At 69.2% G+C, this 15,799-nt stretch carries 15 protein-coding genes, 1 tRNA gene and 1 riboswitch; of the genes, 11 read left to right on the top strand and 5 right to left on the bottom strand.

The window, feature by feature from the left end:
• Positions 1 to 22: 22 nt before the first annotated feature.
• From OG206_RS20500 to bcp, 3 genes are all read right to left on the bottom strand, one after another.
• Positions 23 to 106 (bottom strand) — tRNA-Leu (locus OG206_RS20500).
• A gap of 208 nt (positions 107 to 314) precedes the next feature.
• Positions 315 to 1,811, bottom strand: a complete 1,497-nt coding sequence (proP, locus tag OG206_RS20505; RefSeq protein WP_327118153.1) for a glycine betaine/L-proline transporter ProP — start codon at positions 1,809 to 1,811, stop codon at positions 315 to 317.
• A 126-nt stretch (positions 1,812 to 1,937) separates the two neighbouring features.
• Entirely contained in the window at positions 1,938 to 2,405 is a 468-nt protein-coding gene (gene bcp / locus OG206_RS20510; protein WP_327118155.1) for a thioredoxin-dependent thiol peroxidase, read from the bottom strand.
• A 128-nt stretch (positions 2,406 to 2,533) separates the two neighbouring features.
• Here bcp and OG206_RS20515 point away from each other — a divergent pair, with 128 nt between their 5' ends.
• From OG206_RS20515 to OG206_RS20525, 3 genes are all read left to right on the top strand, one after another.
• Positions 2,534 to 2,854: a DUF3618 domain-containing protein gene (locus OG206_RS20515; protein ID WP_327118157.1), complete on the top strand. Its 321-nt coding sequence runs from the start codon at positions 2,534 to 2,536 to the stop codon at positions 2,852 to 2,854.
• Positions 2,855 to 2,996: 142 nt separating this feature from the next.
• Positions 2,997 to 3,332 (top strand): GroES family chaperonin, encoded by a 336-nt coding sequence (locus OG206_RS20520; RefSeq protein ID WP_327122342.1) that lies wholly within the window; start codon positions 2,997 to 2,999, stop codon positions 3,330 to 3,332.
• Positions 3,333 to 3,383: 51 nt separating this feature from the next.
• Positions 3,384 to 3,455, top strand: a riboswitch (guanidine-III (ykkC-III) riboswitch).
• Positions 3,456 to 3,490: 35 nt separating this feature from the next.
• Positions 3,491 to 3,811 (top strand): DMT family transporter, encoded by a 321-nt coding sequence (locus tag OG206_RS20525; RefSeq protein ID WP_327118159.1) that lies wholly within the window; start codon positions 3,491 to 3,493, stop codon positions 3,809 to 3,811.
• A 4-nt stretch (positions 3,812 to 3,815) separates the two neighbouring features.
• On the opposite strand, the gene OG206_RS20530 is transcribed toward OG206_RS20525, so the two are convergent.
• A complete protein-coding gene (locus tag OG206_RS20530; RefSeq protein ID WP_327118161.1) occupies positions 3,816 to 6,341 on the bottom strand; it encodes a transglycosylase domain-containing protein in 2,526 nt (841 codons plus the stop codon).
• 166 nt (positions 6,342 to 6,507) lie between these two features.
• On the opposite strand from OG206_RS20530, the gene OG206_RS20535 reads away from it, so the two are divergent.
• The 7 genes from OG206_RS20535 to OG206_RS20565 all read left to right on the top strand — a co-directional run bounded on the left by OG206_RS20535 (position 6,508) and on the right by OG206_RS20565 (position 12,849).
• A complete protein-coding gene (locus tag OG206_RS20535; RefSeq protein WP_327118163.1) occupies positions 6,508 to 7,308 on the top strand; it encodes an ABC transporter permease in 801 nt (266 codons plus the stop codon).
• A gap of 7 nt (positions 7,309 to 7,315) precedes the next feature.
• Positions 7,316 to 8,182, top strand: coding sequence for an ABC transporter permease (locus tag OG206_RS20540; protein ID WP_442805953.1), 867 nt, complete (start codon positions 7,316 to 7,318; stop codon positions 8,180 to 8,182).
• An 18-nt stretch (positions 8,183 to 8,200) separates the two neighbouring features.
• Positions 8,201 to 9,181: an ABC transporter ATP-binding protein gene (locus OG206_RS20545; protein ID WP_327122343.1), complete on the top strand. Its 981-nt coding sequence runs from the start codon at positions 8,201 to 8,203 to the stop codon at positions 9,179 to 9,181.
• 236 nt (positions 9,182 to 9,417) lie between these two features.
• On the top strand, positions 9,418 to 9,942 hold the full coding sequence (locus tag OG206_RS20550) for a cupin domain-containing protein (RefSeq protein WP_327118167.1): 525 nt from the start codon (positions 9,418 to 9,420) through the stop codon (positions 9,940 to 9,942).
• Between the two features lie 179 nt (positions 9,943 to 10,121).
• On the top strand, positions 10,122 to 10,877 hold the full coding sequence (locus tag OG206_RS20555; RefSeq protein ID WP_327118169.1) for an SDR family oxidoreductase: 756 nt from the start codon (positions 10,122 to 10,124) through the stop codon (positions 10,875 to 10,877).
• Positions 10,878 to 11,067: 190 nt separating this feature from the next.
• Positions 11,068 to 11,910, top strand: a complete 843-nt coding sequence (locus OG206_RS20560) for an alpha/beta fold hydrolase (RefSeq protein ID WP_327118171.1) — start codon at positions 11,068 to 11,070, stop codon at positions 11,908 to 11,910.
• A gap of 246 nt (positions 11,911 to 12,156) precedes the next feature.
• Complete coding sequence (locus tag OG206_RS20565) at positions 12,157 to 12,849, top strand: DUF1707 domain-containing protein (RefSeq protein WP_442805954.1); 693 nt, start codon at positions 12,157 to 12,159, stop codon at positions 12,847 to 12,849.
• Positions 12,850 to 12,901: 52 nt separating this feature from the next.
• Here OG206_RS20565 and OG206_RS20570 read toward each other — a convergent pair whose 3' ends face one another.
• Positions 12,902 to 14,161 carry an SGNH/GDSL hydrolase family protein gene (locus OG206_RS20570; RefSeq protein ID WP_327118175.1) on the bottom strand — a complete coding sequence of 420 codons (1,260 nt, stop codon included), beginning with the start codon at positions 14,159 to 14,161 and terminating at the stop codon, positions 12,902 to 12,904.
• 177 nt (positions 14,162 to 14,338) lie between these two features.
• Here OG206_RS20570 and OG206_RS20575 point away from each other — a divergent pair, with 177 nt between their 5' ends.
• Entirely contained in the window at positions 14,339 to 15,730 is a 1,392-nt protein-coding gene (locus OG206_RS20575; RefSeq protein WP_327118177.1) for a DUF445 domain-containing protein, read from the top strand.
• The last annotated feature ends 69 nt before the right edge of the window (positions 15,731 to 15,799 follow it).

Here is a 15,799-nt window from a genome sequence, read left to right on the forward strand (position 1 = left end):
CGGGGGCCCCTCTCGGTTTCCGTGCGGCCGGTGGGACTCGAACCCACACGGGATTTCTCCCACGGCGATCTAAACGCCGCTCGGCTGCCAGTTACGACACGGCCGCATGCCATCGACCATGCTAACGGGATGGCGTCCCGCACGGGTACGCCGAGGCGGATCGGGTTCCCGTCCCCGATCCGCCTCCCCGGTCACTCGCCGGTGTTCCCCGCACGAGGTACATCGGTACCCGCGCCGATCTCCCGCAGCGCCCGGTGAAGACGCGGGCCCGTACGGCTTCACCTGAAGCGGTACGGGCCCTTCCGGACGGTGCGTCAGAACTTCGGTTCCGGGCTCTGGGCCTGGACCAGTTCGGCCGCCTCCTGCTCGGTCTCCACCGAGGGCGGGGAACCGGCGAGCGGCTGGTTGGCGGTCTCCTTCATGCAGGCCACCGCGATCACGCCGACCAGGGCCGCCGCCATCGCGTAGTACGCCGGCATGAGGTTCGTGCCGCTCCAGCTGATCAGGGCCGTGATCACCAGCGGTGTCGTGCCGCCGAAGATCGAGGCCGAGAGGTTGTAGCCGACCGACAGGGAGCCGTAGCGGACGTTGGTCGGGAACAGGGCCGGGAGGGCTGCCGACATCGTTCCCAGCAGGCAGACGAGGGAGAGGCCCAGCATCAGCATGCCGATGATGATCGCGGGGATGCTGCCCTGGCGGATCAGCAGGAAGGCCGGCAGGGAGAGGAACAGGAATCCCAGCATGCCGGTCATCAGCAGGGGCTTGCGGCCGAAGCGGTCGGAGAGCTTGCCGAACCGGCTGATGATCACCATCAGGACGACCATGACGCCGAGCAGGATGAGCAGCCCGTGGGTCTCGCTGTAACCGAGCTCGTCGGAGAGGTAGGTCGGCATGTACGACAGGAGCATGTAGTCGGTGATGTTGTACGCGCCGACCAGGGCGATGCAGAGGATCAGCGTCGGCCAGTACTGGCGGAAGATCTTGGCCAGGTCGCCCTTGGCGGTGGACTCGACGTGGTCGGCGGCATCCGTGGCGTGGGCGGTGCCGCCTTCGAGCTTCTGGAAGGCGGGGGTCTCGTCCAGGCGCAGTCGCAGGTAGAGGCCGACGAGGCCGAGGGGTCCGGCGACGAGGAACGGGATGCGCCAGCCCCAGGACTCCATCTGGCCGGTGTCCAGGAGGGCGTAGAGGAGGGTGACCAGGCCGGCGGCGCCGACGTATCCGGCGAGTGTGCCGAATTCGAGGAAGCTGCCGAAGAAGCCCCGGCGCTTGTCGGGGGCGTACTCGGCGATGAACGTCGACGCGCCGCCGTACTCGCCGCCGGTGGAGAAGCCCTGGAGCATCCGGAAGAAGATCAGGAGTACCGCTGCCCAGACGCCGATCGTGCCGTGGGAGGGGATGAGGCCGATCGCGAAGGTGCCGACGGCCATGAGGATCATGGTGAGGGCGAGGACCTTCTTGCGGCCGATCTTGTCGCCCATGGGGCCGAAGAACATGCCGCCGAGCGGCCGTACGAGGAAGGCCACGGCGAAGGTGGCGAACGACGAGAGGAGCTGGGTGGTGTCGTTCCCGGACGGGAAGAACACGTGCCCGATGGTGACGGCCAGGTAGGAGTAGATGCCGAAGTCGAACCACTCCATGGCGTTGCCGAGCGACGCCGCTTTCACCGCACGCTTGACCGCCTGGTCGTCGGTGACGGTGATGTCCGTCCGGCGGAGCCGGGGGTTCCGGCGCTTCCGGATGGCCCGGAAGAGCGTGGGGTGCCGCTTGACCGCATCAGGGTCGGCCGCCTGGTGGGGGTCGGAGGCCGCCATGGCCGGTTCCTTTCGTCGAACGGTGTTCCAGGAAAGGCTTCTGCGCGGTCATGGCGGTTGCAAACCGAATTCGTGGCCGAGTGCGACCTCGGTCACATCTCCTGGGGCAGGCGCCCCGGACCGGGGTCAGATCCCCAGGTCCTTGATGATCTTGGCGACGTGGCCGGTCGCTTTGACGTTGTAGAGGGCCTTCTCCACCCTGCCCTCTTCGTCGACGACGATCGTGGAGCGGATGACGCCCGTCACCACTTTGCCGTAGAGCTTCTTCTCGCCGTACGCGCCGTACGCCTCCAGGGTTTCCTTGGAGGGGTCGCCGACCAGGGTGACCTGGAGGTTCTCCTTCTCGCGGAACTTGGCGAGCTTCTCGGGCTTGTCGGGCGACACGCCGATGACGTCGTATCCGGCGCCGGTGAGCAGCTCCAGGTTGTCGGTGAAGTCGCAGGCCTGCTTGGTGCAACCGGGGGTAAGCGCCGCCGGGTAGAAGTAGACGATGACCTTGCGGCCCTTGTGGTCCGCGAGCGAGACCTCCTTGCCGTCGGCGTCCGGAAGGGTGAAGGCGGGGGCGGTGTCGCCTGTCTGCAGTCGCTCGCTCATGTTTCTCCTCGAGTGGCACGCGGGCTGTGTCGCACCGAGCGTAATAGGGGGTGCCGCCGGGTGTAGGGGCGGTCGAGCTGACAGACTGTCGATGAAGGTTTACCGACGACGACCACGGAGGCGGCGCAGTGTCGGATACGAGGACCCCTGCGCAGATCGAGGCGGACATCATCAGCAGGCGTCAGCAGCTTGCGTTGGTGCTGGACGAGATCGGGGTGCGGGTGCACCCGAAGACGATCATGGGTGACGCGAAGGCCAAGGTCGCGTCGACGGTGGACCGGACGGCCGGGCGCGCTTTCGTCGCTGTGAACCGTTCGGTTTCGGACGTGCGGGCACAGTTCGTGTCGGAGGACGGTTCGCCGCGGCTGGAGCGGGTGATTCCGGCGGCCGTGGTGGTGGTCGGCGCGGTGGCGCTGCTGACGCTGTCGACGAGCCGCAGGAAGCGCTGAGGGCCCGTGTCGCGCGTGGTGCGGGGCGCTGAGGGCTGGTCTCGGCGTGTCGTGCGGAGTGCCGAGGTCGGTTTCCGGGCGGGCCCTGGGGCGTGTCGTGCGGGGCGGGGCAGGTAGGTTTCTGCGCGTGAGCGACAACGGCATGAGCAACACCGACGACAAGCTGCCGATCCGGATGCTGCACGACCGTGTGCTGGTCCGGTCGGATTCGCCCGAGGGCGAGCGGCGTTCCGGCGGCGGCATCCTGATTCCGGCGACGGCGGCGGTGGGCCGGCGTCTGGCGTGGGCCGTGGTGGTCGCGGTGGGCCAGAACGTGCGGACGGTGGAGCCGGGTGACCGGGTGCTGTACGACCCGGAGGACCGTGCCGAGGTCGAGGTGCGGGGTGTGGCGTACGTGCTGATGCGGGAGCGGGATCTGCACGCCGTGGCCGCTGACCGGTTCGAGGGCTCGCTGGACTCGACGGGGCTGTACCTGTAGGACGCGGTGGTTCGTGCGTGAGGCCTGGTGACGGTTGTCACCAGGCCTTTTGCCTGCCCTTTGCTACGGTGGTGGGACCCCGACGAGACGCGCCGTACCGGGTTTCCGTAAAGACGACGCACCCGTTCTGTTCGCGTGTTCGTCGTGGAGGTGCCGTCGTGGCCTGGGTTCTGTTGATCGTCGCCGGTCTGCTCGAGGTGGGCTGGTCGATCGGGATGAAGTACACCGACGGGTTCACGCGGCTGTGGCCGAGCGTGTTCACCGGTGTGGGGATCGTGGCCAGCATGATGCTGTTGTCGCAGGCGGCTAAGACGCTGCCGATCGGCACGGCGTACGGGGTGTGGGTCGGGATCGGTGCGGCGGGTGCCGCGGTGCTGGGCATGGTGGTGCTGCACGAGCCGGTGACGGCGGCCCGGATCTTCTTCGTCTGTCTGCTGCTCGTCGCGGTGGTGGGGCTGAAGGCGACGTCCGGGCACTGACGGTTCAGGTGCGGCCGGGGGCGAGGGGTGCCGGCTCGCCGGGTTCGTGGTCCTCCGGCTGCCTGCCGCGGTCCTCTTCGGTGTGCCGGTACGGGTCTTCGCCGGGGCGGCTGTCGTCGGGGGTTCCGGGTTCGCTGCCGGCGTTCTCGTGGTCTCCGGGCCCCCGTCCTTCCGCTTCCCGGCGGGGGGCGGGGGTGGCGCCGCCGGCGGGGGTGGCGGTGCGTGGCCCCCGCGGGGCGCGGGAGCTTTCGGTGGTGGTGCGGGTGCCGTCCTGCCCTTCGCCGGATTCACGGGCCTCGCCGGATTCACGGGCCTCACGGGATGCGCGGGGGCCGGGGGACTTCTCGGCGTCCTGTGTGTCCTCGGTGTCCTGCGTGTCCTCGGTGTCTTCCGTGTCTTCCGTGTCCTCTTCCCCCGCGCTCTCGTCCGGGTCGGGCTCTTCGGGGCCTTCGTCTGCCTCCAGGTCGAAGTCCCGCACCTCGGCGCCTTCCAGTGCTGCCCGGGTGTAGGCGGCCCAGGTCTGGGCGGGTGCGCCGCCGCCGTTCATGCGGGCCAGGCCGAGGGCGCCGTACAGCGGTTTCTGTACGCCCGTCTCGGGATCCTGGCCCATGACGGCGATGACGGTGGCGAGGTCGGGGGTGTAGCCGGCGAACCAGGCGGCCTTGTCCTCCTCGGCGGTGCCCGTCTTTCCGGCGGCGGGGCGGCCGGCGCCCTGGGCGGCGGTTCCGGTGCCGCCGTCGACGACGCTGCGCAGGACCGAGGTCGTGGTGTCGGCGGCCTCGCGGCTGACGGCACGTCGGGCGGTCCTGGCGGGGAGGCTGAGCGCGTTGCCGTTCTTGCTGATCTTGGCGACGAGGGTGTACGGGCGCTGCCTACCGTGGTCGGCGAGGGTGGCGTAGGCCGACGCCATGTCGACGGCGCTGGCGGTGGCGGGGCCGAGCGCGATGGAGGGGGACGCGGTGAGGTCGGGGGTGTTCCGGGGGATGCCGAGGGCGATCGCGGTGTCCTTGACCTCGTCGGGTCCGACGTCCTGGGCCATCTGGGCGTAGACGGCGTTGACGGATTTGTCGGTGGCCTCGCGGACGGTGATGGAGCCGTAGTCGACGTCGTCCTCGTTGGCGGGGGAGTAGCCGGTGGAGCCGGTGGCGCTCCTGACGGTGCGTTCGTTGGTGCCGTCGTAGCGGGTGTTGGGGGTGATCGCGCGGCCCTTCTGGGTGGTGGACCCGTTGGCGAGGGCGGCTGCGAGGACGATGGGCTTGAAGGTGGATCCGACCTGGTAGTCACGTCGGGTCGCGTTGTTGACGTATTGCTTCGTGTAGTCGATGCCGCCGTAGAGGGCGACGACGTGGCCGGTGGCGGGGTCGATGGAGGCGCCGCCGGCGCGGACGTTGCGGTCGGCCTCGCGGTCCTTGCTGGTCTTGGTGAGGACGTTGTCCTTGACGGCTTCGACGAGAGCGCGCTGCTTCTTCTTCTGCAGCGTGGTGGTGATGCGGTAGCCGCCGGTGGCGAGGGTGTCCTCGCCGATGATCCGGTTGGCGGCGAGGTAGTCGTTGACGGCCTGGACGACGTAACCGCGCTGGCCGGAGAGGGCGGTGGCGGGCTTCGCCTTGCCGGGGACGGGGAAGGCCATGGCGGCACGGTCGGCGGGGGTGAGCCACTTCTGCTTGACCATGCCGTCGAGGACGTAGTCCCAGCGGGCGAGCACGGCGGACTTGTTCTCCGGGTGGGCGACGACGTCGTAGGAGCTGGGGGCGTTGAGGAGGGAGGCGAGGTAGGCGCCTTCGCCCGCGTCGAGGCGGTCGACGTCCTTGCCGTAGTAGGCGTGGGCCGCGGCCTGGATGCCGTAGGCGTTGCGGCCGAAGTAGCTGGTGTTGAGGTAGCCCTCGAGGATCTCGTCCTTGCTCTGTTCGCGGTCGAGCTTGATGGAGATGAAGAGTTCCTTGGCCTTGCGGACGAGGGTCTGTTCCTGGCCCAGGTAGTAGTTCTTGACGTACTGCTGGGTGATCGTGGAGCCGCCCTGCCTGCCCTTGCCGGTGGCGGTGTTCCAGCCGGCGCGGAGGGTGGCCTTGATGTCGATGGCGTTCTCGGAGTAGAAGTCCCGGTCCTCCGCGGCGAGTACGGCGTGCTGGATGGTGCGGGGGATCTTGCGGAGCGGGATGTTCTCGCGGTTGATCTCGCCGTCGCGGGCGATGACGGTCCCGTCCTCGTAGAGGTAGACGTTCGACTGCGCGGTGGCGCTGGCGTTGGCGGCGGGGATCTCGACGAGCTGGTAACCGGCGATGAATCCGCCGACGAGGAGCAGTGCGAGGAAGAGGAAGCCGGCGAGCGTCATGCGCCAGGTGGGTACGGCTCTGCGCCAGCCCGTGCGTTTGGGTCGCTTGGGGCGTTTCGCGCGCCTCCTGCCGTCCTGTGCGCCTTCGGGCTGCGGCGGGCCGGGGGCTGCGGCCGGGGTCGAGGTGTCCCGGGGGGCCCAGCCCCCGGAGCCCTGCTGACCAGGGTCTCCGCCGTTCTGCGGTGGCTCGTGGCTCATGACTGTGGAGGCTCCTCGACTGCGGACGATTATCCCATAGTGCACTTTTCGGACCGATAACCCTCGGATCCCTCCACGGAAATGGGGTCGCGGCGGCCGGACGCCATGGACTAGCGTCGTGCGCTTTGGTCCTGACTGGCGGAATGACACGTGGGGAGGGGCTGCGGTGCGGCTCTATGCGGTGGTGGCGGCCGGCGGGTTCCGGCGGTACGCCACCTACCGGACGGCGACGCTGGCGGGGGTGTTCACGAACACCGTCTTCGGCTTCATCGTCGCGTACACCTATCTGGCCCTGTGGGACGAGCGCCCGCGGCTCGGCGGTTACGACCAGTCGGAGGCCCTGACGTACGTGTGGCTGGGTCAGGCGCTCTTGATGACCTGCGCGATGATGGGTGCCGGCTTCGAGAGCGAGCTGACGGAGCGGATCCGTACGGGTGACATCGCGGTCGACCTGTACCGGCCCGCCGACCTCCAGTTGTGGTGGCTGGCCGGGGACCTGGGCCGGGCGGCCTTCCACCTGCTGGGGCGCGGGGTCGCGCCGATGGTGCTGGGGGCCCTGGCGTTCGACCTGGCGTTGCCGGATTCGCCCTGGATGTGGCCGGCCTTCCTGGTGTCGGTGCTGCTGGGGGTGGTGGTCAGCTTCGCGCTGCGCTTCCTGGTCGCGTTGTCGGCGTTCTGGCTGATGGACGGGGCCGGTGCCCTGCAGATGGCCATGCTGGCGGGGCTCTTCTTCTCCGGGATGCTGCTGCCCCTGACGCTGTTCCCGGGTGTGCTGGGGGAGGTGGCGCGGGCTCTGCCGTGGTCGTCGCTGCTCCAGGTCCCGGCGGATGTGTTCCTCGGCAGGTACACGGGGTGGGGCCTGTTGAGGGCGTACGCCTTCCAGGCCGGGTGGGCGGTCGCGCTGCTGCTGGCCGGGCGCCTGCTGCAGACCGTCGCGACCAGGAGGGTGGTGGTGCAGGGTGGCTGACGTCCGGGTGGAGGCGGCGGCCGGGCCGCGGCCGGGGACCGCGGAGGTCGCGTTCGCCGACCGGTCCCGGCTGGTCGAGGGGGTCCGCGCGTACGGGCTGATCGTGGCGATGTGGCTGCGCTCGACGCTGGCGTACCGGGCGTCGTTCGTGATGACGACGGTCGGGAACTTCCTGATGACCGGGTTCGACTTCGTCACGATCATGCTGATGTTCTCGCACGTGGACGCGCTGGGCGGCTACACGCTGCCGGAGATCGCGTTGCTGTACGGGGTGTCGGCGTCGGCGTTCGGGCTGTGCGATCTCCTGCTGGGTTCCGTGGGCCGGCTCGGGCAGCGGGTGCGTGACGGGACGCTCGACACGCTGCTGGTGCGGCCGGTTCCGGTGCTGGCGCAGGTGGCGGCCGACCAGTTCGCGCTGCGCCGGCTGGGCCGGATCTCGCAGGCGCTGTTGGTGCTGGGGTACGCCCTGGTGACGCTGGACATCGCGTGGACCCCGCTGAAGGTGGCCCTGCTGCCGGTGATGGTGCTCAGCGGGGCGGCGATCTTCGGGGCGGTGTTCGTGGCGGGTGCCGCGTTCCAGTTCTACGCGCAGGACGCCTCGGAGGTGCAGAACGCGTTCACGTACGGGGGGACGACGCTGCTGCAGTATCCGCCGTCGGTGTTCGCGCGGGACCTGGTGCGCGGGGTGACGTTCATCGTGCCGCTCGCGTTCGTGAGCTGGCTGCCCGCGCTGTACGTGCTGGGCCGGGACTACCCACTGGACCTGCCCCGGTGGGTGGCTTTCCTGCCGCCGTTGGTCGCGGGTGGCTGCTGGGTGCTCGCGGGTCTGGTGTGGCGGGTGGGGCTGCGGTCGTACCGCAGTACGGGAAGCTGAGGAGTGGACGTGGACGACATGGACTTCATCGAACTCGACGGCGTCGAGAAGGTCTTCGACGTGCGGCGCAGGACGGGTTTCCTGCGCCGTGAACGGCGTGAGGTGCGCGCGGTGGACGGGATCAGCTTCCGGGTGCCGCGCGGGGAGATGGTCGGCTACATCGGCCCGAACGGGGCGGGCAAGTCGACGACGATCAAGATGCTGACGGGCATCCTGACGCCGAGCGGCGGCCGACTGCGGGTGGCGGGGATCGACCCGTCCAGGGAGCGTACGAAGCTGGCGCACCGGATCGGTGTGGTGTTCGGGCAGCGCACGACCCTCTGGTGGGACCTGCCGCTGCGTGACTCGTACCGGCTGATGCACCGGATGTACCGGATCCCGGACCGTCGCTTCCGGGAGAACCTGGACCGCTGCGTCGAACTCCTCGACCTGGGTGAGCTGTTGGAGGTGCCGGTGCGGCAGCTGTCGTTGGGGCAGCGCATGCGGGGCGACATCGCGGCGGCGCTGCTGCACGATCCTGAGGTGCTGTACCTGGACGAGCCGACGATCGGGCTCGACGTGATCTCCAAGGCCAAGGTGCGGGGTTTCCTGCGGGACCTGAATGCGGAGCGCGCCACGACCGTGCTCCTGACGACTCATGACCTGACCGACATCGAGCAGCTCTGCAAGCGGGTGATGGTGATCGACCACGGCCGCCTGGTGTACGACGGTGCGCTCGCCGGGCTGCACGAGGTCGGGGAGAGCGAGCGGACGCTGGTCGTGGACCTGGAGCGCGAACTCCCGCCGATCGAGCTGGCGTCGGAGCCCTCGGTGCGGGTGGTGAAGGTGGAGGGGCCCCGGCAGTGGCTGGCCTTCCCGGCCGCCGTGTCGGCGGCGCCGCTGGTGGCGCGCATCGCGGCGGACTATCCCCTGGTCGATCTGTCGGTGCGTGAGCCGGACATCGAGTCCGTCATCGCGAAGATGTACGTCTCGGACGCCGCTGCTCGCCCCGGCCGTTGAGTGAGTTGGCCGGTTCTCGACGGAGTGTGGGGGTAGATGTCGCGTCTTGACCTGCTTTAAGCGCCCTGGATCATCTTCGAATGTGTCCGGATATCGAGCACAGGAAAGAAGATTCAGTTGACTAGTCAATCAAAATTGGATTGACTGTTCAGCGTCTCGAAGCGGCCTCCGTGATCCGGTGCCGATGGGGCGGGAATGTCGCTCGGTGGACCATGCCGCACAACCAGGGAGCTTTTGTGTCTGAATTATCCTCAAACTTTTCCGAAACGCCCAGGAGCGGCTACGAGAACGGCGCGCTGCATGTGCGTGCCGACGAGGGGCCGGTCAAGTGGGTGGCCGGGGACGAATACACGATCAAGGTAAGCACCAAAGACACTGATGGAACCCTGGGCTTCGTGGTTGCCACGGTCCCTCCGGGGAACGGCCCCATCGCCCATCTTCACCAGCACAGCGACGAGTCCTTCTTCATCCTGGAGGGCGAGCTGGAGTTCCTGAACGGCGACGATACCTTCATGGCGAGGGAAGGCGATTTCGTCTTCGTGCCGCGAGGGATTCGGCACCGGTTCAGGAACGTCGGTACCGAGGATGTGAAGATGGCGTTCTTCTTCACTCCCGGTGGTCCGGAGAACTTCTTCCTCGACTTCGGGGACGAACCGCTGCCCGGTCACGCGCCGCAGCTGTGGACGCCGGAGCGATTCACTCCGCAGATGATCGAGGCGAACATCCAGATGGGCAATATCGTCCTCCCTGAAGACAATTAGCGAAAACGCAATCGTCTACCAGTGGGCATGCGAGCCCATCAGGAGCGGGGCGTAATCGGTGAGGCCGGGGGAATCACCCCGGCCGATCCGTCCCTCGTAAAATCCGGTACGCCCGCCCTTCGGATATTACCGAGGCGGGCGCCCATGAACTAATTCTTCAACAAACAGAAAGTAATGAGATGACGGACGTTCTGAGCGGTAAGAAGGCCCTGGTCACCGGAGGATCGCGTGGCATCGGCGCGGGAGTGGTGCGCCGACTGGCCGCCGACGGAGCCGCGGTCGCATTCACCTACGTACAGGCGAAGGACACGGCGGAGGCCCTGGTCGCGGAGATCGCGGCGGCCGGAGGCAAGGCGGTGGCGATCCAGGCCGACGCCGCGGACCGGGCCGCGGTCCGCGCGGCGGTGGCGACCACCGTCGCCGAACTGGGTGGTCTCGACATTCTGGTCAACAACGCCGGCCACGGAATGGTCGCTCCGCTGGCCGAGTTCAAGGACGACGACTTCGACCGGATCATGGCGCTGAACGTCACCGCCACCTTCACCGCCATCCAGGCGGCCTCCGAGCACCTCACCGAGGGCGGTCGGGTGATCACCATCGGGAGCGTCAACGCCGACATCGTCCCCTTCGCCGGGCTGGGGGCGTACAGCGCCTCGAAGGCCGCGGTCGCCGGACTGACGCGTGGTGTCGCCGCCGAGCTCGGCCCCCGCGGCATCACGGTGAACAACCTGCAGGTGGGTCCGACGAACACCGAATCGAACCCGGACTCGGGCCCCTTCGCGCAGGTGTTGACGGGCCTGACGCCGATCGGCAAGTTCGCCCAGCCGTCGGACATCGCCAGCGCGGTCGCCTACCTCGCCAGTCCGGAAGCCTGGTACGTCACCGGTGCGAGCTGGAATGTCGACGGCGGTTTCGGCCTCGGCTTCCACGCCTGAGCGCTGCTCGCACGGTCAACGTGCGCGCGGTAGACACCGCGCGGTGACCACGGGCCCCCGGCCCCTCGCATCGGGTGGCACGGTCTGGATGAAGCCAACTCCGGCCGGCGCTGCCGGAGGGGCCGGGTGGCCCGTCTTTCGGGGACCGAAACTCCCACATCGCAGGACAGGAACAAGGAAGGTCGTCGGCATGATCGAGAATTTCGAAGAGGGCTTTGCCGAGGTGAACGGCACCCGGCTTCACTACTTCATCGGTGGTGAGGGCGAACCGCTGGTGCTCATGGATGGATGGCCGCGCACGATCTACGGACTCCACAAGATCATTCCCTCCCTCGCTGAGCAGTTCCGGGTCATCGCCGTCGACTACCGGGGTCAGGGCGCCTCGGACAAGCCTGAGGGCGGCTACGACAAGAAGAACATGGCGAAGGACGTCTACGAACTGGTCCGGAGCCTGGGTTTCGAGCGGGTGCACATCGCCGCCGGGGACGTGGGCGCCATGGTTGCCTACAGCTTCGCCGCGAATTACCCGGAGGCGACCGACAAACTGGCTGTCTGGGAGGGAGGGCCCTACCGGCCTGCGGTGTACGAGCACCTCAGCGTCTTCCCCAAGGACACGGAGCCGAATGTCTGGTGGTATCCACTGGCCATGATCGAGGGCCTGCCCGAGAAGCTGCTCGCCGGGCGCTTCCGGCACATCATCGACGCGACGACCGACTCCCTCGCCCTTTACCCGGAGCGCGTCAGTGAGGAAAGCCGGGCCATCTACGCCGCGTCGTACGACGCACCCGAGGCGGTCGCCGCCGCCTTCCGCGTGTACAGGGCCGTGCACCAGGACATGGCTGACTACGACACGTACGCGCCGTTGACCATGCCGACCCTCGTGATCGGCGCCCGGTACCTCGATTTCATTCGGATCATGATGGACGGCAGGGTCGAGAACCCTGTGTACGCCAAGATCGAGGACAGTGGCCACTACATAGCCGAGGAGCAACCGGAGGCGCTCGTCGCCGAGCTGAAGAAGTTCTTCAGCTGACGGGGCGCCTGCCGCGGTGGCGCAGGCGGGCGTACAGAACTCGCGTGCGCGGTTGTGCACCGGGCACCAGTGGCCGGACCCGCGTGATGGCTGCCCCGTCATGTCCGGTCGCCGCACGGTGCCGTCCAGGTGCGAGGCAGCGCCTCCGGCGCGACGGCGTCGATCCTGCGTGAATGGCGGAACGGCCGGTAGGCCGCCCGGTCATTGCTCTATAGGGTGCGCGGTATGACAAGCGAAAACCCGGACATGCGTGCCTCCGACGCGGAACGTGAGCGGGTCGCGGAGACCCTGCGGGAGGCCGTGGCCGAGGGCCGGCTGGAGATGGACGAGTTCGAGCAGCGGCTGGACGCGACCTACCGGGCGCGCACCCACGGGGAGTTGGAACCGCTCGTACAGGACCTGCCGGTGCCGGGCGCCCCCGCCCGGCCCGTGACCGGGGCGGTCGCCGCGCGGACGGGGCGGGACGCCGGATGGGCCGGGCGGATCGGTGGGCGGGCGACGTCGTCGGGGGCCTTCGCCTTCTGGGGCGGTTTCAACCGCAAGGGCCGGTGGACGGTGGGGCGGCAGTTCACCGCGTTCGCGATGTGGGGCGGCGGGGAGATCGATCTTCGCGAGGCCCACTTCGCGGAGCGCGACGTCGTGATCCGCTGCTTCGCCGTCATGGGGGGCATGCAGGTGACGGTCCCGCCGGACCTCGACGTCCAGGTGAGCGGGCTCGGCTTCATGGGCGGTTTCGGCGAGCACTCCAAGATCGACGAGGAGGACCCCCACCCGGACTCCCCGCGGGTGAGGATCACCGGGTTCGCGCTGATGGGCGGTGTCGGTGTGGAGCGCAAGCGGAGCAAGGCGGAGAAGCGGCGGCTGCAGGAACTTGAGCAGGAGCGGCTGCTGCGCCTCCGGAAGCCGGACACGGGGGACGGGCGCAAGGAGCTCGGCTGAACCCGGCGGCTCGCGCCGGGAGCGTGCCCGGAAGCGGCCCGTCCTCCTCCCGTCAGAACGTGTCGCTCCTCGGCGTCCCGTCGACCTCGTCGAGGTCGACGGCGTGCCCCAGGGTGCGGTATCCGGCGTCGTTGAAGTGCAGGTGGTCGCCGGAGTCGTAGGCGGGCAGGATCCGGTTCGGGGCGTACGGGTCGCGGATTGCCCGGTCGAAGTCGACGAAGGCGTCGAAGACGCCGCCGGACCGGATCTCGTCGTTGACCGCCAGGCGTACGGCGTTGCGCTCGGGCGTCCAGCTCGGGTAGCCCTGGAAGGGGGTCAGCGTCGCCCCGACGACCCGCAGTCCCCGGTCGCGCGCCCGCTCGGCGAGTGCGCGGAGTCCGGCGGTGATGCGGCGGGCATCGACCTCCTGGGGGGCTTGCTGCACGTCGTTGATGCCGAGTGAGATCACGACGGTCTTCGCTCCGGCGACGGAGAGCACGTCGCGTTCGAAGCGCTGCGTGGCGCTCGGGCCGCCCAGTTTCTTCACGCCGCGGTTGCTGAGCGGGCTGTCCCGCAGGACCCGGTTTCCGGCGATCCCCTGGTTGGCGACGCCGAAGCGGTGCCGCAGCCGGTCGGAGAGGACGTCCGGCCAGCGGCTGTTGGCGTCGGTGGTGGAGCCGCTGCCCGCGGTGAGCGAGTCGCCGATCACGACGATCGCGCCGGGCGAGGCGTCGTTGTGGACGTCGACGGCCGTGAGGTAGCGCCACTGGGTGGTGCTCCAGGTGCCGTGCCCGTCGGCCAGGTACGACGTCTGGTGGCTGGTGGGGTGCTGGGTGACGGGCCCGGAGGCGTGCGGGGTGCGCAGCGTGACGACGAGGTCGGCGTCGGGGGCGACGGGGACGACGACCGGGTCGCTGACGACCTGTCCGCCCGCGGCGACCGTGACCGTGGGCAGGCCGCGGAAGGTGACCCGGCGGGTGTTGACGGTCGCCTGGTCGACGACGAGCGGGGCGGCGCCGAAGAGGTTGGACACGGTGATGCGTGCCGCGTCACCGCCGATGCTGGTGTGCACGATGTTCCGGATGGTGCGGCCGGGGTATCCGTGGGTGGAGTTCGGCTCGGCGCTGACGGGCGCTGCGGTCCAGGTCGCGACCCAGGTGCCGGTGGAGTTCGCCGGGGCGGCCTGGTTGCGGGACGCCGCGTGTGCCTCCGGTCCGAGCGGTGCCGTCCGCTGCGCCGCCATGAACGACGTACCGAACGCCACGGCGGCGGCGAGTGCGGCGGTGCCTGCCACGAGGGCGATGAGCAGGGCATACCCCTGGCGCCTGGGCATCTGTGGTGCTTCTCCTTGCGGTGTACTGCCCGGCGCAGGGTCCTGCGTTCGGGGCGGTGTTCGAGTTGTTCTCATGATGCGGCAGCCCCCGGGGAACTCGTCATGCGGCCCGGGAGTAGGTGGGGTAGGGACAATGCGTACGGCACGGCGTGACGCGTACGCGGACGGGTGGAGCGGATGGAACAGGACGCGGGGCAGGGAACGGGACCCGGACCGGACGGCCACGGCCCCGGGCGGCCGGGGGCGGAGCCGGGTGGTGCGCCGCCCGGGAGGTCCGGTGTCCGGCCGTCCGGGCTGCCGTTGGGCGGTTTCGCGTACACCGCCGCCGACGAGGAGAAACAGCGCGGCGTGCGCCGCATGAAGACCACCGCCACGGGACTGCTCCTCCTCGTCGCGCTCGTGTACGTCCTCGCCACGTGGGCGGAGAACTCGGGTGTGGGGGGCTGGCCGGGCTTCGTCGCAGCGGCTGCCGAGGCTGGAATGGTGGGTGCGCTGGCGGACTGGTTCGCCGTCACGGCGCTCTTCCGGCGCCCGCTCGGCCTGCCCATCCCCCACACTGCCATCATTCCCACCAAGAAGGACCAGTTGGGGGAGTCACTCGGTTCCTTCGTGGGCGAGAATTTTCTCTCCGGAGACGTCGTTCGTGACCGAATTCACGCGCTGGGGGTCGGTGCGCGCCTCGGGAGGTGGCTTGCCGAGCCCGCTCACGCCGACCGTGTCACGGCCGAGCTCGCCACGGCACTGCGGGGCGCGCTGACGGTGCTTCGGGACTCCGATGTGCAGGCGGTCGTCGGGGAGGCGATCACCCGCCGGGCGGACGCCGCGGAAGTCGGCCCGGGCATGGGCAAGATGCTGGAGAGGATCGTCGCGGACGGCGGGCACCGCAGGGTCGTCGATCTCGTCTGCGTACGGGCGCACGACTGGCTGGTGCTGCACGGTGACTCCGTGATGGACGCGGTGCAGGGCGGGGCGCCGGGCTGGACCCCGCGCTTCGTCGACAAGCGGGTGGGGGAGCGGGTCTACAAGGAGCTGCTGCGCTTCGTCACGGAGATGCGGGACATGCCGGGGCATCCGGCGCGCGGCTCGATCGACACGTTCCTGACCGACTTCGCCGCCGACCTCCAGACGGACAGCGACACCCGGGCCCGGGTCGACCGGCTGAAGTCGGAGATCCTGGGGCGCGCCGAGGTCCAGGACGTCATCGCGTCGGCCTGGTCGTCCGTGCGCGCGATGATCCTCGCGGCGGCCGAGGACGAGCGCAGCGAGCTGCGGCTGCGGGCCAGGGCCTCGCTGATGTCCCTCGGCGCGAGGCTGTCCACGGACGAGCGGCTGCAGGCGAAGCTGGAGGGGTGGCTGGAGGACGCGGCTGCGTACGTCGTCACGACGTACCGCACCGAGATCACGTCGCTGATCAGTGACACCGTGGCCGGCTGGGACGCCCACCAGACGTCGAAGAAGATCGAGGCGAACATCGGCCGCGACCTGCAGTTCATCCGGATCAACGGCACCGTGGTCGGCGCGCTGGCCGGTCTGGCGATCTACTCCGTGTCACGGGCCCTGGGGGGCTGACCGGGGGCGCGCCCGTCCTGTCGTACGGACACGCCCCCGGGTCGTGCGGGGAGTTGCTGTTCAGTACGC

It is taken from the genome of Streptomyces sp. NBC_01341 (assembly GCF_035946055.1).
Taxonomy (GTDB): domain Bacteria; phylum Actinomycetota; class Actinomycetes; order Streptomycetales; family Streptomycetaceae; genus Streptomyces.

What these genes read in the sequence shown, in the direction of transcription:
- OG206_RS20575 (WP_327118177.1), top strand. Translation starts at nt 14,339, where the DNA reads ATGGAACAGGACGCGGGGCAGGGAACGGGACCCGGACCGGACGGCCAC.
- OG206_RS20570 (WP_327118175.1), bottom strand. Translation starts at nt 14,161, where the DNA reads ATGCCCAGGCGCCAGGGGTATGCCCTGCTCATCGCCCTCGTGGCAGGC.
- OG206_RS20545 (WP_327122343.1), top strand. Translation starts at nt 8,201, where the DNA reads ATGGACTTCATCGAACTCGACGGCGTCGAGAAGGTCTTCGACGTGCGG.
- OG206_RS20555 (WP_327118169.1), top strand. Translation starts at nt 10,122, where the DNA reads ATGACGGACGTTCTGAGCGGTAAGAAGGCCCTGGTCACCGGAGGATCG.
- proP (WP_327118153.1), bottom strand. Translation starts at nt 1,811, where the DNA reads ATGGCGGCCTCCGACCCCCACCAGGCGGCCGACCCTGATGCGGTCAAG.
- bcp (WP_327118155.1), bottom strand. Translation starts at nt 2,405, where the DNA reads ATGAGCGAGCGACTGCAGACAGGCGACACCGCCCCCGCCTTCACCCTT.
- OG206_RS20530 (WP_327118161.1), bottom strand. Translation starts at nt 6,341, where the DNA reads ATGAGCCACGAGCCACCGCAGAACGGCGGAGACCCTGGTCAGCAGGGC.
- OG206_RS20565 (WP_442805954.1), top strand. Translation starts at nt 12,157, where the DNA reads ATGCGTGCCTCCGACGCGGAACGTGAGCGGGTCGCGGAGACCCTGCGG.
- OG206_RS20520 (WP_327122342.1), top strand. Translation starts at nt 2,997, where the DNA reads ATGAGCAACACCGACGACAAGCTGCCGATCCGGATGCTGCACGACCGT.
- OG206_RS20560 (WP_327118171.1), top strand. Translation starts at nt 11,068, where the DNA reads ATGATCGAGAATTTCGAAGAGGGCTTTGCCGAGGTGAACGGCACCCGG.